Here is a 15486-nt window from a genome sequence, read left to right as displayed (position 1 = left end):
TTATTCTTTAATTTCCACCGTTTTCTTTACCATTTCCATTACCGTTATTTTCTTTTTCATTATTATTACCATTTCCCTCCGGTTTTCCTCCATCCGCTGGAGGTGCTTGCGGTGCTGGTGGAGGAGTGACTACTTCTGGTTCTGGTTTATAGTCGCCACTCTTAATTAACACTGAATTAGCGAGTGGGGTTTCTTTACCAGTTACATCAACGGCAGTTATATAATAAGCAGCAGCTGCATTTCCTACCTTAAATTGTAAATTTTTCGTTGCAGGTACACTTCCGATTTTCTTGAAATCTGTTGTGAAATTAGCTGCAGCATAGATACGATATCCAATGACATCATTGTGTTCATGCTTTGCCCATTTCAATGTACCAGATGAAATCGAAGCACCTTTTACTTGAGAAGGAACAGAGCCATTGTCTTTGAGCTCTGACGATTCCGTAATGACTAGCTTACTCCAACGATTATTATTAGGAAGCAGCTGTTCAATCGCACTTGAATCTTTTAAGCCATGCTCCTCCAAAAATTCTTTCTTAATCATAATCCCTTGTTGGACAAATTCCTGTGGTGCACTTGCTGGTACACGATAAGCCTTGCCATTTACTTCAATATACTTACCTTTCACAAGGTTATCATCCACTTTTGTTGGAACATATTTTGCATTAAAAATGTCAGATTGTACTAGCCCAGCCTCTCGGCATAGATCTGATGGAAGGAGTCCAGAGATTCCACAATAGGAGCGACTTACAATTCCACCTGGCATTTTAAAGTTCTCTTTTGGCTTAACAAGGTCTGGTTTTACGTCATATACCGCATTCATCAGTTGAGACCAAAGAAGAATATTTCTTCTTGAATAATTGAGGCCTTTATAAGTTTTCTCAACTGATTTTGGGGTATCATAACCCATCCACGTACCAAAGGTTACATTAGGGTTTGTTGCAACAAACCAAATATCTTCGTAATAGTTAGTCGTACCTGTTTTACCTGCCCAATCAGCATTAAATTTTAAATACCCTTTAAGTGATGAAGCAGTACCGCCATTTATAACATCACGCATCATATCGATTGTTAAATAGGCAGTTTGTGGTGAAAATACGTCAACTGGTTTTGATTCATGTTCAAAGACGACATCACCATCGTTCGTAACAATCTTTTCAATCATATACGCATCTATAAACTTACCTTCGTTCGCAAATGTAGCAAAGGCATTTACATTTTCTTCGACAGAAACACCATATGTCATCCCGCCAATGGCTAGTGAAGGTGCGGAATAATCTCTTTCATCTAATGAAGTAAATCCCATTTTCTCTAAGAACGTAATTGGTCGTTGATCAAAGGCTTTTAAATACGTTTTAATTGCAGGTATATTTTTTGAAATTTGTAGGGCACGTCTTGCAGACATTAACCCATCAAAGTCATATTTACCACCAACGTTTTGTGGAGTGTATTTGCCATAACTAAATTTCACATCGGCAATCACACTTCCAGGTTGTGTCAATCCTAATTCCATCGCAGGTGCATAGTCCAAGAGTGGCTTCATTGTCGAACCATTAGGACGTACTGAACCCATAGCATGATTCGTTTGTTCGCGTTCAAAATCACGTCCAGCAACGAAGCCGATAATTTTACCTGTTTGGTTTTCAATTAAAACAGAACCGAGTTCTTCTGGCTCCATCACAACAACATCTTCATTTGTTTCTAAATTTTTCTTTGTTTCTTTTCGATCTGGTCCAAAGTATTGAAAGTTTTTAGTTGCTTCTTGCAATACATCGTGAACTTCCTTGTCAATCGTGGTATAGACTTTGTATCCATTTTGACGAAGGTTTCTGTCAGCAATTTCATGATAGTGTATACGTAAGTCTTTATTTTCCTCTAAATCCTTTTCTTCGTATCCATCTTCCTTAGCCAACTTACGCATTAAAATATCAGTAGCACGTTTTTCTACTTCATTAATTAACCAAGGATATTTTTCGGTAGGTTCTGACTTAGGTGGAACAAGGTTTGCACGAATATCATATGCGAGAGCTTCCTCATATTGTTTCTGTGTTATAAAACCACCAGTCAACATTCGTTCCAAGACCGTTTTCATGCGATTGATACCAGGTTCTAAGTTTTCTTTTACCTTTCCACCTTGATTTAAGAAAGGTGTATAAGTGTATGGATTTTGAGGTATACCAGCGATATAAGCTGCTTGTGGTAGATTTAAGTCTTTTGCATCTACACCGAAAATCCCCTTTGCTGCGGTTTGAACTCCGGCAATGTTACGGCCTGAAGAATTCCGCCCATATGGAACAATATTTAAATATGCTTCAAGTATTTCGTCTTTATCAAAAAACTTTTCAAGTCGTAATGCGATTAATATTTCCTTTGCCTTCCGATCAAATGAAACTTCATTAGACAGAATTTGGTTCTTAATCAATTGCTGGGTTAACGTACTTCCACCAGTTTGAATGGGAGAATTTGTTACATCCTGTACGATTGCCCGTAATATTGATTTTGGAACAACTCCATCGTGCTTATAGAAGTATTGATCTTCGGTCGCAATAACAGCATCCTTGACATATTGGGAAATATCTTTTAGAGCAACTTCTTCTCGTTGAAGGTCTGATCGCAATTGACCAAGATAGACTTCATTTGCGAAGTAAACCTCTGTATTTTCTTCATAGTTATATATATCTTTCTTCAAACTATCATAACTTCGAATAGGTTCGTCCTTTACAAGAGATGCAAAATATCCAGCACCAGCCCCTCCGGCAAACCCAAAACCTAGAATAGCAACAATAAAGAAAATCAAAAATAAATTCCAAACAACGCCGTATGTAACTCTTACACCTTTACGAGCTTTCTTGCCAGCTATTGCTCTAACGACTTTATTCATGGTTATGCTTTTCCATAAAGAACCAATTTTTTCAAAAATCTGCCTTTTGTTAAAATTCATAATCATCCCCCTACAAATCCAAGTTCATTATAGCATAACCACAAGGTACTTTAGTATTTTTTTATGATTTTCCAGAATTTAATTTGACAATATATGACTTAATGTGATAGAAAAACTTTATCATGTGGTTAAAAGGAGAATCAAATTTTAATGGATGTAATTCAGGATTTGGCTTATAGGGGCTTGATAAATCAAGTAACAGATGAAGAAGGTTTACAGAATACTTTAAAAGATGAAAAGATTAAATTGTATTGTGGATTTGACCCAACTGCAGATAGTTTACATATTGGCCATTTAGTAGGGATTTTGACTTTACGAAGATTTCAATTAGCAGGACATCAACCAATTGCTTTAGTAGGTGGCGCTACGGGTTTAATCGGGGACCCTAGTGGTAAAAAAGCAGAACGAACATTGAATCCGAAAGAAGTTGTTGTGCAATATAGTAATAGCATTAAAGAACAGCTTTCACGCTTTCTGGATTTTGAAGCAGAAGGAAATCCTGCACAAATTGCGAATAACTATGATTGGATTGGAAGCTTAGATTTAATCACCTTCTTGCGTGATATTGGTAAAAGTTTCGGTCTAAATTATATGCTTGCTAAGGACTCTGTCCAATCCCGTCTAGATGCCGGTATATCTTTTACAGAGTTTAGCTATATGATTTTACAATCCTATGACTTTTTAAAGCTTTACGAAAATGAAGGTTGTCGACTTCAAATTGGTGGAAGCGATCAATGGGGGAACATCACAGCAGGACTAGAATTAATCCGCAAGAGTGTTGAAGATGCGAAAGCATATGGTCTAACTATTCCACTTGTAACGAAGGCGGACGGAACGAAATTTGGTAAAACAGAAGGAGGAACGATTTGGTTAGATAAAGAAAAGACATCGCCATACGAGTTTTATCAGTTCTGGATCAATACTGATGATCGTGATGTTGTTCGCTATTTAAAATATTTTACGTTTCTTTCAAAAGAGGAAATTGAAAACCTTGAAGCTGAAATACAAAATGCTCCGGAAAAACGTTTGGCACAAAAGACGTTGGCAGAAGAGGTAACGAAATTGGTACATGGAGAGGATGCGCTTAATCAAGCGGTTAAGATTTCTACTGCATTATTCAGAGGTTCAATCAATGAATTAAGTGCTGAGGAGATTAAGCAAGGCTTTAAGGATGTACCGTCTTATGAATATGATGGGGAAGCAGAAGTTGGTTTAGTTGATTTATTAGTAATGAGTAAAATTTCACCTTCCAAGCGTCAGGCACGTGAGGACATCGGAAATGGAGCTATCTATGTTAACGGTGAGAGAATCCAAGAAGTTGATGTAGTTCTTACTGAGCAACATCGCATAGAAGATCAATTTACCGTAATCCGCCGCGGCAAGAAAAAATATTTCTTAATTAAATACTAAAAAAGATGAGGTGCATAAGACGGTGCACCTCATCTTTTTTTATGTGATACGAAAAAAATAACATCCTCACTTCAGATTTACAAAGTATCCGAAGGTGGGTGGTGCATTTTTTCCTTCCACAAAATATGCATTTTTCACTGTAATAATCGTATTTATGATATCTACGGAAAAAACAAATGATAGATTTTAATTTTTTCATGAATGTTACTCCTAAGATGATTAATTTATATATTTAATCATAACGGATTAATGTTATTCACCTATTACAAACGAATTAAAAAATATGACAAAGCTATTAAAATCAAGTAATAAAAAATGATGGATACAAGGAAGTTTCTAGGAAGTTTAGAAGTAAGAATTGAGAGGCTGTGTAAATTGTAGAGGTGATTGTAAGAAATAGGGTAAAATAAAAAGCCCCAAAAACGTTGACTCATCAACGCCTCTGAGGCTTTTGTGTATGCTCCTTACAGAGCAATTCCATTAACGTGAGTAGAACTCAACGATGAATGCTTCGTTAATTTCAGCTGGTAATTCAGAACGCTCAGGTAAACGAGTGTAAGTTCCTTCTAATTTATCAGCATCAAAAGTTAAATATTCTGGTACGAATGTAGTAGCTTCAATAGCTTCTTTAATTGCAACAAGATTACGTGACTTTTCACGAACTGCAATTGTTTGCCCAGGTTTTACTCGGTAAGATGGAATATCAACACGGTTTCCATCAACAAGAATATGACCATGGTTAACTAATTGGCGAGCTGCACGACGAGTACGAGCAAGACCAAGACGGTAAACTAGGTTATCTAAACGTGATTCTAGAAGAATCATGAAGTTTTCACCAAGGATCCCTTGCATTTTGCTTGCATTGTTGAATGTGTTGCGGAATTGACGCTCATTCACACCATACATATGACGAAGCTTTTGCTTTTCTTGTAATTGTAAACCATATTCAGAAAGCTTCTTGCGTTGGTTTGGACCATGTTGTCCAGGAGCGTAAGGACGCTTTTCTAATTCTTTACCAGTACCACTTAATGAGATGCCAAGACGACGGGATAATTTCCAGCTTGGACCAGTATAACGAGCCATGAATGACTCCTCCTTCAATGTTTTTATTTTGTTGTAAAATAAAAACAGATGTGCTAGATGTTCTTGGCTATTTTGTTTTCATGTATCTTCGCCCTAGCAGCCAAGAGTTACGTGATACACCATCTATGAGCCAAAGCTCGCTAGAGGAACAAAATAAATCAAAAACCTACTCACATTTGCTGCAATATTTTACACAACGATCATTATATGATTTTTAGAAACGGAAGTCAAGTTTTCATCAAAATATACAGAATTCGGCAAGAATCCCGTGAATTTTGGTGAAATTTTTATTTTTAACTTGTTTATTGTAACAAATTTAGATTTTTTACGAGATAATGAAACATTTTTTATGCAATATCTATTATAATGAGATTAAAAGTATCAATATCAGATGGGTGATTAAACATGAAGTTTCCAAATGAAGATGTAAGATATGAGCAACTATTTAGAGTAACCTCAAAGTTTCATTCAACAATGAATATTGACGCTGTGCTTGAAGAGGTTATTAATACATTGCAAGATGTATACCCATCATTTACATATACTTTATTTCTTGCACATGATAATAAGAGACATAATGTTATTCCCATTAAAGATATACAAGAATATGAACATGGTGAAAATTCACTTGTAATGCAAGCATTTGTAACCGGAAAGTTGCAGCTTGAAGACTCAGTATCGGATAAAAAGTCTATTATTTATGCACCATTAAAAGGTAGGCAGGGAGTTTATGGGGTATTGCAAATTAACGCTCACTACTCACTTGTTTTTCCACAATCAGAAATCCAGTTTATTGAACTATTGGCAAATACGGCAGGACATGCATTCGAAAATGCTCAACTTTACCAACAGTCAAAACAATTGATTGCAGATTTGCAATTAATTAACGAAACTTCACATAAGTTAAATTCGAATTTGCGACTGGTTGATACAATGACGTTCATGTCATCCCAAATAAAAAAATCCTTTGGCGCAAATGAAGTAGGTTTCTTTTTACAATCGAATGAACAAATCGAGGTACTTCCGGGAAGTACTACTTTTTTTGAAGAAGGAAATGGAGAGCAGTATGTTTTATATAGCCTAAAACGGATTTTAGCAGAAAAAGAGCCCCTTTTCATAGGAGATTTACAAGTAGACCCATCATTTCGTAAATCAAGCTTTCGTTCCATGATGTCTGTTCCGATGGTACAGCAGAATGAAATTTTAGGAGTGGCTATTGTTTTACATGAATCTCCCTATTTCTTTTCTTTTGATAAATTTAAACTCTTGCAATCCTTGATTCACCACTCATCCTTAGCTTTTACAAACTCGATTCTCAGAGAGGAACTCGAAAAATTAGTGATTACTGATTATTTAACAAAACTTTATTCACGTAATCACTTAGAGGATTGTATACAGGAATCATTAGAAACAGACGCTTTTGGTACATTTATTTTAATTGATATTGATGATTTTAAAGGAATCAATGATACCTATGGTCATCAGGTTGGTGATGAAGCGATTGTCCAGATAGCCAATCTCATTAAGGAAAATATCCGTGATCATGACATTGGAGCAAGATGGGGCGGGGAAGAGTTAGCGATTTATTTGCCTAGAGTGGATTTAGCATCAGGGATTGCTGTTGCTCAGAGACTGGGTAAAAGGGTTGAGGCGTATTCAAATCCAAAAATAACAATCTCTTGTGGTGTTGCCACTTGGTTTAAGGAGTATAAAGAAACATTCCAAAGTCTTTTTCATCGGGCAGATAATGCTTTATATATTGCGAAACAATCAGGAAAAAACCAAGTCATTGCCAGTGAAAGTAAGGTTATCGAAGGACATTCATAAGTGGATGTCCTTTCTTTTTTATCTTGCAATCCCACAAATTTGCACAAATCCAAGTAAACCTCTAAGAAAATAGAAAACGCTTTCAAAACAAGCCTTTTTATCATATGCTAATTTTAGTAGCAAAAGTTTTAAGGGGGTTTAGGGAGAATGAGTAAGGAGAGTAAACATTTCGACACATTAGCAATACATGCTGGAGGTTCGGCTTCCCCTGATGGAAGTTTAACTCCGCCACTTTACCAAACATCTACCTTTACTTTTGAAACCGCAGAACAAGGGGAAGCGCGTTTTGCAGGTATTGAGGAAGGATATATTTATTCAAGATTAGGGAATCCGACGGTGAAGCTTTTGGAAGAAAGGATTGCTATTCTTGAAGGAGGAGAGGCAGGGCTTTCATTTGGGTCAGGAATGGCGGCAGTTTCCGCTGTTTTATTTGCAGTAACAAAATCAGGTGATCATATTCTTTGTTCACAAGGATTATATGGATGTACGTTTGGTCTACTTCAGATGATGAAGGAAAAGTACAATATTGAACATGATTTTAGCGATATGAATGAAGAGGAAGAAATTCTTTCAAAACTTAAACCAAACACAAAGTTAATCTATATTGAAACTCCAATTAATCCAACTATGAAGCTTATTGATCTACAAAAAGTGGTTCAAATCGCAAAATCTAAAGGAATTCCAGTTGTTGTAGACAATACATTCTGTTCACCGTATTTGCAGAAGCCGATTACATTGGGCTGTGATATTGTTGTTCATAGTGCGACTAAATATATTGGAGGACACGGCGATGTTATCGCTGGACTTGTTGTCGGTAAAAAGGAGTTTATACAACAAGTTGCAATGACGACGAAAAAAGATATCGGTGGGATTATGTCTCCTTTTGATGCATGGCTTTTATTACGTGGGTTAAAAACATTACCAGTCAGAATGGACCGCCATTGTGATAATGCAGAAAAAATTGCATCGTTATTAAAAAAACATAAGAATATAGAGCAAATATTTTATCCTGGAGATACCGAACATTCTAATTACGGGATTATGAAAAAACAAATGAGTAAGCCGGGAGGATTAATTTCCTTTACAATAAAAGGCTCCAAGAAGGACGCGCAAAATATCCTAAATCGACTACAATTAATTAAAATTGCTGTAAGTCTTGGAGATACAGAAACCTTAATACAGCATCCTGCAACCATGACACATGCAGTCGTTCCAGAAGAATCACGATTGGACATGGGAATTACGGATAATTTAATTCGACTTTCTGTCGGTTTAGAGGCATGGGAAGACATTTGGGAAGATTTAAATCAAGCATTAAATAGAATGTAAATATACTTACTGTCAGTAGGGGAAGAACACGAAAAAGCCAGCGGAAAGTTTCCGCTGGCTTTTTATGCTTTTTATATGTGTTTTTCTAAAACCTTCACAAATTCTTCAAGGCACTGTTGGTCCACTTCATCAAAGCGTTCCTTGATTGGACTGTCGATATCTAATACTCCAAATACTTCACCATTCTTCATAATTGGGACAACAATTTCAGATTGGGAAGCACTGTCGCATGCAATATGACCAGGGAATAAATGAACATCTGCTACTCTTTCAGTCTTTACGTTTTGTGCTGCTGTACCACAAACTCCACGTCCCATTGGAATTCTCACACATGCCGGTAAGCCCTGGAATGGTCCAAGAATAAGCTCATCGCCTTTTCTGATATAAAAACCAACCCAATTAATGTTCTTTAAAAATTGGTTAAGTAATGCAGATGCGTTTGCTAAATTAGCAATTTGATCTGGTTCATCTTCAAGTAAAGCTTGAAGCTGTTTTGTTACAAGATTATAGTCTTTTGCTTTATTGCCTTCATATTGTTCGACATGAAACATGAATGTTCCCCTCCTTATGAGTATTTCCTACATAAATTATATCAAATAATAACTTATAGCGCGTGACTTGTCGATAAAATCTTAAAGGATTCTGCTTATGCATAGCGAAAACTATACAATATTAAGGGTAAGGTGGGTTGATTAATGAAAAATAAAAGCATGAAACAAAAAATTATCGAATCTTCCGTTTTCTTATTTAATACAAAAGGCTTTGATGGAACAACAGTGCGTGAAATTGCAAAAAAAGCAAATTGTAATGTTGCCAATATCTCCTACTACTTTGGAAATAAAGAAGGTTTACTAGAACAGCTTGTTTCTTCCTACCTAGAGGGATATTTGACAATTGTCGAACAAGCCTACATTGAATTGGATAATAGAACGGCAAGAGAATGTTTATTACATGCCATTAGAGGCATAATGGAATATCAAAAAAACAATCGCCACTTATCACGATTTGTCCAAAGGGAGATCACCTTTGATACCACTTTAATTCGAGAAATCATGACCACCTATTTGACGAAAGAGAAATACTATTTTCAAGCTATTTTTGAAACAGGCATTAAACAACAGGAATTTACCCTTATTCCGATTCCATTTGCAATTATGCAATTGAAGGCTATGCTGTCTATGCCTTATTTACATCCTCAATATATGTCAGAGGTTCTACATTTAATGCCTTATGAACACTATGTAAGTGAACAATATTGCCATGAAATAGAGAAATGGGTTAATACGACAATATGCAGACAAGCTCAAACAGTAAAAAGTAGAGTGACCCCGTTACAGGTTACTATTTAGTTGGTGATACTACTACTGCATCTTTATATAGAGCATCAAACCCTTGATTTAAATCCTTCCTACTATGGGAATCGGAACCTATAGACAAGAGGGATTTTTCGTTTTATTGCCTCTTTAATAATTTTTTCAGGTGGATAAACTTCTTTACAGAGAGGCTTGTTTATTCCAGCACCATTATAATCCAAGGATAATCCTTGTTCGGCAATTTTATCTAAGATTGTTTGTATTTTTTCATTAAAATCAATAGAGATAGGGAATTTTTTTTGAAACTTGTGAACAAGTGTTATATGTCCAATCCTCTTTGGTTTAAACTTCCCAAGGTCTGCTAAAATAGAACGTTCTAATGTACGATAATAAGATTCATAAACCGCTTCTACAGATGAAAAGTCATGAATCATGGTTTCAAACATGTCGGGGCTATAGTCAAGGCAGTAGTAACGTTCTTGATTTTGCAGAAAGTGAACAGAGAGAATGCTGTCATCTAAAAATCGACCATACTCGTTTAAAAAAGCTTTTGTGTCTTCCTCATAACCCTCAATGAAATCAACCTCTAAGCCTATATTAATTTTAATTTCTGAGGCAAATTTTTTTTGAAGTTTTGTTACTTCAGAAAAATAATTTTCTATCTCGTTTGCATTCATGCCACTGTCTTTTTGAGGAGTTGGATCGACAAATCGCGTAGGAAGTGGTGCGTGCTCTGTGAATGAAATTTCATCAAATCCTAATTGAAGTGCACGCGCAATATAATCCTCAAATGCATCCTTTGTACCATGTGGACAATATGGTGTATGGATATGACCATCAGCTTTCATCGACAAATCCCTCATTTTCTATAAAATTTGTAAAAAATTTTAAAAGTTTTAGTCAAAAATTGTCGTTTACATGGTATCATAAATACATTATAAAAACATTATAAAAACATTTGATTAAAATTTATTATAGAAATCAATAAATATACATAAATGTCTTGAACGAGATTGATTGTTGGAGCAAGGAGGCCATATTATGGAAATCATAATCGGCATAATCGTAGTAGTAGCTGTAGTTGCCATTTTTGGTTTTTATTCAAGAAAAAAGATATATACAGATGTTGATAGGTTAGAAGCCTGGAAAATAGATATGATGAATCGACCCGTTACTGATGAAATAGCCAAGGTAAAAGAGCTAAACATGACAGGGCAAACGGAGGAATTATTTGAGCGATGGCGAAAACAATGGGATGAAATTGTTACAGTCGCACTTCCAGATGTAGAGGAATTACTATTTGATGCTGAGGACTTAGCGGATAAATATCGTTTTGGAAAAGCTAAAAGAGTACTTGCTCAAATTGAGGCCATTTTAAATGATGCTGAAAGTAATATTGTTGTCATTTTAGATGAACTAAAGGATTTAGTTGGCAGTGAGGAAAAGAACCGTGTTGAGATTGATGAATTAAACCAATTATATCGAGACTTAAAAAAGAGTTTACTTGCGCACAGACATAGTTTTGGAAGTGCGGAAAACATGCTTGAAAATAAGCTAGAAGGTATATATGGAAAATTTAAAGAGTATGAAGAAGCAACCACAAACGGGAATTATTTTGAAGCAAGGGAAATTGTTCTCCTCATAAAGGATGCTTTGACCGTTACCAAACAGCAAATGGATGAGATTCCTCATTTATTACATGAATGCCAAAGTTCAATTCCAAACCAGTTGAATGAAGTTTCTGAAGGATATAGCCAAATGGTGTTGGAAGGATACTCTTTAGAACATCATCAAATTGAAAAAGAAATCGAAAGAATGAAAGAACAACTAACACAGTATATCACTTTAATTGAAGAATTAAATTTAGATGACGTGAAAACGGGGATTGATGAAACACGAGAATCACTCGACACAATCTATGACTTATTAGAAGCAGAGGTAAAGGCAAATCAGTTTGTCAAAACTGAGGTTGAAAAGGTCGAACAAGACCTGGAAGACTTAATAGAAGGTAGTAAGGAAACTGAGGAGGAAACAGCCTTTGTTCAGCAAAGCTACCATTTAAATGACCATGATCTTGAAAGGCACCGTAATATCGTAAAACAAATTAAGCAGCTTGTTAAGCAATATGTATCCATTCAGGTCAAGCTTGATGAAGAACAAGTTGCCTACTCTTTAATTCGATCCGAACTTGAAGAAGTATATGGAAAAATTCAAGATGTGAAGGAAGAACATTTACAATACTCGGAAATGTTAAAGACTCTTCGCAAGGATGAGCTCCATGCGAGAGATCAAATTTCAGAAATGAAGAAACAGCTTGCAGATGCGAAACGACTCATTTCTAAAAGCAATATTCCTGGACTACCTGTAAAATATTCTGAACTCGTGTCGGAAACACAATTGTCTTTAACACAGGTTATGTCCACACTTGAGGAAAAACCGCTTAATATGAAATCAGTGAATGAAGCTTTGCAAAATGCACTCGACTTAGTTTCTCAAACACATAAGAATACAGAAGAAATGATAGAGCAAGTATATCTTGCAGAAAAAGTCATTCAGTATGGTAACCGATATCGCAGCCGACATCCTAAAATTGCGGTAAGTTTACTTGAAGCAGAAAATTCATTTAGGAACTATGATTATGCGTTAGCATTGGAACAAGCTGCAACAGCTATAGAAAATGTCGATCCTGGTGCACTGAAGAAGATTGAAGTACTGCTTGAAGACGAAAGTGAATGAAACAAAAAAGTACAGGACCTCTAACTGGGGTCCTTTTCCTTTTTTAATTTGATAAATGTATGGTATCATTTTGATGCAAATAAGTGCGTAATAGGGGTAATTGGATGATTTATTTAGATAATAGTGCAACAACAAAACCATTTGATGATGTTTTAGAAACTTATATGAAAGTGTCAAAAAACTATTTCGGTAACGCTTCTTCTATTCATGGACTTGGCGGACAAGCTGAAAAGCTATTAAGCCAATCTCGGTCCCAGATTGCCTCTCTTTTACATGTAAAACCTCAGGAAATTATTTTTACATCTGGGGGCTCAGAAGGGAATAATCTCGCGATAAAAGGAATTGCGCTACAGTACAGCAATCGAGGAAAACATATTATTACAACATCAATCGAGCATCCTTCTGTCAGTGAAGCGTGCAATCAATTAACGGAGCTTGGTTTTGAAATTACCTATCTTCCGGTAGATGAAAATGGTGTTATATCGTTAGATAGCTTAAAACAATCAATCCGTGAAGATACAATTTTGGTTTCCATTATTCATGTGAACAATGAGGTTGGGACAGTTCAGCCGATTGAAGAGATTGGAAAGTTTTTGGAAAAGTATCCGAAGATTATCTATCATGTTGACCATGTGCAGGGAATAGGTAAAACTTATTTAGATTTTAATAAAGCAAGACTTGACCTATGTACGATTTCAGGCCACAAATTTAATGGACTGAAAGGAACAGGAATTCTCTTCGTCCGTCAAGGTGTAAAAATGAAGTCTTTAATCGCTGGTGGCGACCAAGAAATGCAAAAAAGGGCTGGCACAGAAAATGTTGCTGGTATTGTTGCTCTTGCTAAAGCATTAAGGCTGACGATGGAAAATAGAGAGAAATATATGAAACACCTTATAGGGCTCAAAAAAACAATTATTGAAAATTTAACAATGATGAAGGGAATTAAGATACACACACCTGAGGAAAACAGTGCTCCGCATATCATCAATTTTTCAATTGATGGTTTAAAGCCTGAGGTTTTCGTACATTTATTAGAGGAAAAGGAGATTTACGTTTCTACTACATCTGCATGTTCATCCAAAAAAAATGAACCAAGTAAGACATTGCTTGCAATGGGAGTACCTAAGGTTTTGGCGAATAGTTCAATTCGAATCAGTATATCCCATCAAAATCAATTGGACGAAGTGTCGATTTTAATCAGTACAATTGAAAAATCAATGAAGAAATTAAAAAATGTAATGGGGGAACGAAATGGAATATGATCATATTTTAATTAGATTTGGTGAAATCACGACAAAAGGCCGAAATCGAAATCTCTTCATAAACAAACTTGTAAATAATATTGCAAGAAAGTTAACTAAATTTGAAGGACTAAAGTATGAAAAAACACGAGATCGTATTTATATAAGGTTAAATGGAGAACCGCATGAAGAAATTAATGAAGTTCTTAAAAATATCATTGGCATTCAGTCCTTTAGCCTTGCATTAAAAGTTGAAAGTGAAATAGAAAAAATAAAAGATGGTGTCTTAACAGCTTTCAAGCAACTTGAACATGAAGGAAAATCATTTAAAATATCTGCACGACGTTCAGATAAAAACTTTCCGTGTGACTCCAATCAGTTAAATCATGAATTAGGAGGGCATATTTTAAAGAACACCCGGGGAGTCTATGTGAATGTGCACACCCCTGATATTAATATTCGTGTTGAGGTTCGTAAGGAAGCAACCTATATTACTTTTAAAGATGAGCGAGGTTTAGGTGGTCTTCCGGTTGGTTCAAGTGGAAAAGCGATGCTTATGCTTTCCGGAGGTCTTGATAGTCCTGTTGCTGGCTATTTATCAATGAATAGGGGATTAACGCTTGAAGCTGTTCATTTTCATAGTCCTCCCTATACAAGTGACCGTGCGCGCCAAAAGGTAATTGATCTTGCTCAGCAGCTTACTGAGTTTTCGGGCACGATTAAGCTGCATATTGTGCCTTTTACTGAGATTCAGACAACGATTCAAAGGCAGATACCGGAAAATTATACATTGATTTCAACTAGACGAATGATGCTACGTATAACCGATGAAATCAGAAGAAGGCGCAATGCACTTGCGATTATAACTGGGGAAAGTCTTGGTCAAGTAGCTAGTCAGACATTGGAGAGCATGCATGTAATAAACAATGTTACGAATACCCCAATTATCCGACCACTTGTTACAGTTGATAAATTTGATATTATAAACTTGGCTAAAAAAATTAACACTCATGATATTTCGATTCGACCATATGAAGACTGTTGTACGATATTTACACCTGCTGCCCCGAAAACAAGACCAAAGCTTGAAAAAGTAACCCATTATGAAAGTTACACAGATTTTGAAAGTCTAATCGAAAAAGCAGTGAATGAAACAGAAGTACTTACAATTGATGGTTCCAAGAAAGAAGAAATAGAAGAACTGTTCTAATAGATAATCATTCTTTTGCTGTGAACATTTACCAGTGATTTATATGAATTGTGCCATGTGATTTTACACAATATATACTCACAAGGAGGTGAAGTCACATGGCAAACAACAACAATAGCAATCAACTTCTAGTAGCTGGTGCTCAACAAGCAATCGACCAAATGAAATATGAAATTGCTCAAGAGTTTGGTGTAAACCTTGGTGCAGACACAACTTCTCGCGCAAACGGATCTGTTGGTGGAGAAATCACTAAGCGTTTAGTATCTTTCGCTCAACAAAGCATGGGCGGAGGTAACTTCTAAAAAATAATAAATAGATGGCTACAAGGACGGGATTACCCGTCCTTTATTTTTGTTTTACAAGAAGTTGGAATCAGATATTATCACCAGGTCATAA

The 15486-nt window shown here is 35.9% G+C and carries 12 protein-coding genes; 8 read left to right on the top strand and 4 right to left on the bottom strand.

Annotated elements, in window-relative coordinates:
* Positions 1-7 precede the first annotated feature (7 nt).
* On the bottom strand, positions 8-2941 hold the full coding sequence (locus BTHG_RS19585; RefSeq protein WP_010678445.1) for a transglycosylase domain-containing protein: 2934 nt from the start codon (positions 2939-2941) through the stop codon (positions 8-10).
* 150 nt (positions 2942-3091) lie between these two features.
* Here BTHG_RS19585 and tyrS point away from each other — a divergent pair, with 150 nt between their 5' ends.
* Entirely contained in the window at positions 3092-4351 is a 1260-nt protein-coding gene (tyrS, locus tag BTHG_RS19580; RefSeq protein WP_010678444.1) for a tyrosine--tRNA ligase, read from the top strand.
* A gap of 480 nt (positions 4352-4831) precedes the next feature.
* Here the strand turns inward: tyrS and rpsD are convergent, their stop codons facing one another.
* The gene (gene rpsD, locus BTHG_RS19575) at positions 4832-5434 is read right to left on the bottom strand and encodes a 30S ribosomal protein S4 (protein ID WP_010678443.1); all 603 of its coding nucleotides are present in this window, start codon (positions 5432-5434) and stop codon (positions 4832-4834) included.
* A 405-nt stretch (positions 5435-5839) separates the two neighbouring features.
* Here rpsD and BTHG_RS19570 point away from each other — a divergent pair, with 405 nt between their 5' ends.
* Together BTHG_RS19570 and megL are read left to right on the top strand one after the other, a co-directional pair.
* Positions 5840-7261 carry a sensor domain-containing diguanylate cyclase gene (locus BTHG_RS19570; RefSeq protein WP_010678442.1) on the top strand — a complete coding sequence of 474 codons (1422 nt, stop codon included), beginning with the start codon at positions 5840-5842 and terminating at the stop codon, positions 7259-7261.
* 147 nt (positions 7262-7408) lie between these two features.
* Positions 7409-8590, top strand: a complete 1182-nt coding sequence (gene megL / locus BTHG_RS19565; RefSeq protein WP_010678441.1) for a methionine gamma-lyase — start codon at positions 7409-7411, stop codon at positions 8588-8590.
* A 71-nt stretch (positions 8591-8661) separates the two neighbouring features.
* On the opposite strand, the gene BTHG_RS19560 is transcribed toward megL, so the two are convergent.
* Complete coding sequence (locus tag BTHG_RS19560) at positions 8662-9141, bottom strand: GAF domain-containing protein (protein ID WP_010678440.1); 480 nt, start codon at positions 9139-9141, stop codon at positions 8662-8664.
* 144 nt (positions 9142-9285) lie between these two features.
* Between BTHG_RS19560 and refZ the strand changes: the two genes are divergently transcribed.
* The gene (gene refZ / locus BTHG_RS19555; protein ID WP_010678439.1) at positions 9286-9939 is read left to right on the top strand and encodes a forespore capture DNA-binding protein RefZ; all 654 of its coding nucleotides are present in this window, start codon (positions 9286-9288) and stop codon (positions 9937-9939) included.
* Between the two features lie 62 nt (positions 9940-10001).
* Here refZ and hisJ read toward each other — a convergent pair whose 3' ends face one another.
* Positions 10002-10751 (bottom strand): histidinol-phosphatase HisJ, encoded by a 750-nt coding sequence (gene hisJ, locus BTHG_RS25455; RefSeq protein ID WP_010678438.1) that lies wholly within the window; start codon positions 10749-10751, stop codon positions 10002-10004.
* A gap of 193 nt (positions 10752-10944) precedes the next feature.
* On the opposite strand from hisJ, the gene ezrA reads away from it, so the two are divergent.
* The 4 genes from ezrA (at position 10945) to BTHG_RS19530 (ending at position 15392) form a co-directional block, all read left to right on the top strand.
* On the top strand, positions 10945-12639 hold the full coding sequence (gene ezrA / locus BTHG_RS19545) for a septation ring formation regulator EzrA (RefSeq protein WP_010678437.1): 1695 nt from the start codon (positions 10945-10947) through the stop codon (positions 12637-12639).
* A gap of 104 nt (positions 12640-12743) precedes the next feature.
* Positions 12744-13901 (top strand): cysteine desulfurase family protein, encoded by a 1158-nt coding sequence (locus tag BTHG_RS19540; RefSeq protein WP_010678436.1) that lies wholly within the window; start codon positions 12744-12746, stop codon positions 13899-13901.
* Positions 13891-15090 carry a tRNA uracil 4-sulfurtransferase ThiI gene (gene thiI, locus BTHG_RS19535; protein ID WP_010678435.1) on the top strand — a complete coding sequence of 400 codons (1200 nt, stop codon included), beginning with the start codon at positions 13891-13893 and terminating at the stop codon, positions 15088-15090. Before BTHG_RS19540 ends, thiI begins: the two co-directional genes overlap by 11 nt.
* 98 nt (positions 15091-15188) lie before the next feature.
* On the top strand, positions 15189-15392 hold the full coding sequence (locus BTHG_RS19530) for an alpha/beta-type small acid-soluble spore protein (protein ID WP_010678434.1): 204 nt from the start codon (positions 15189-15191) through the stop codon (positions 15390-15392).
* Positions 15393-15486: the final 94 nt, after the last annotated feature.

This window comes from Bacillus timonensis, assembly GCF_000285535.1.
In the GTDB taxonomy this organism is placed as follows: Bacteria; Bacillota; Bacilli; order Bacillales; family Bacillaceae_L; genus Ferdinandcohnia; species Ferdinandcohnia timonensis.
Note: the sequence above shows the minus strand (reverse complement) of the source record. Positions and strands in the feature narration are given on the sequence as shown.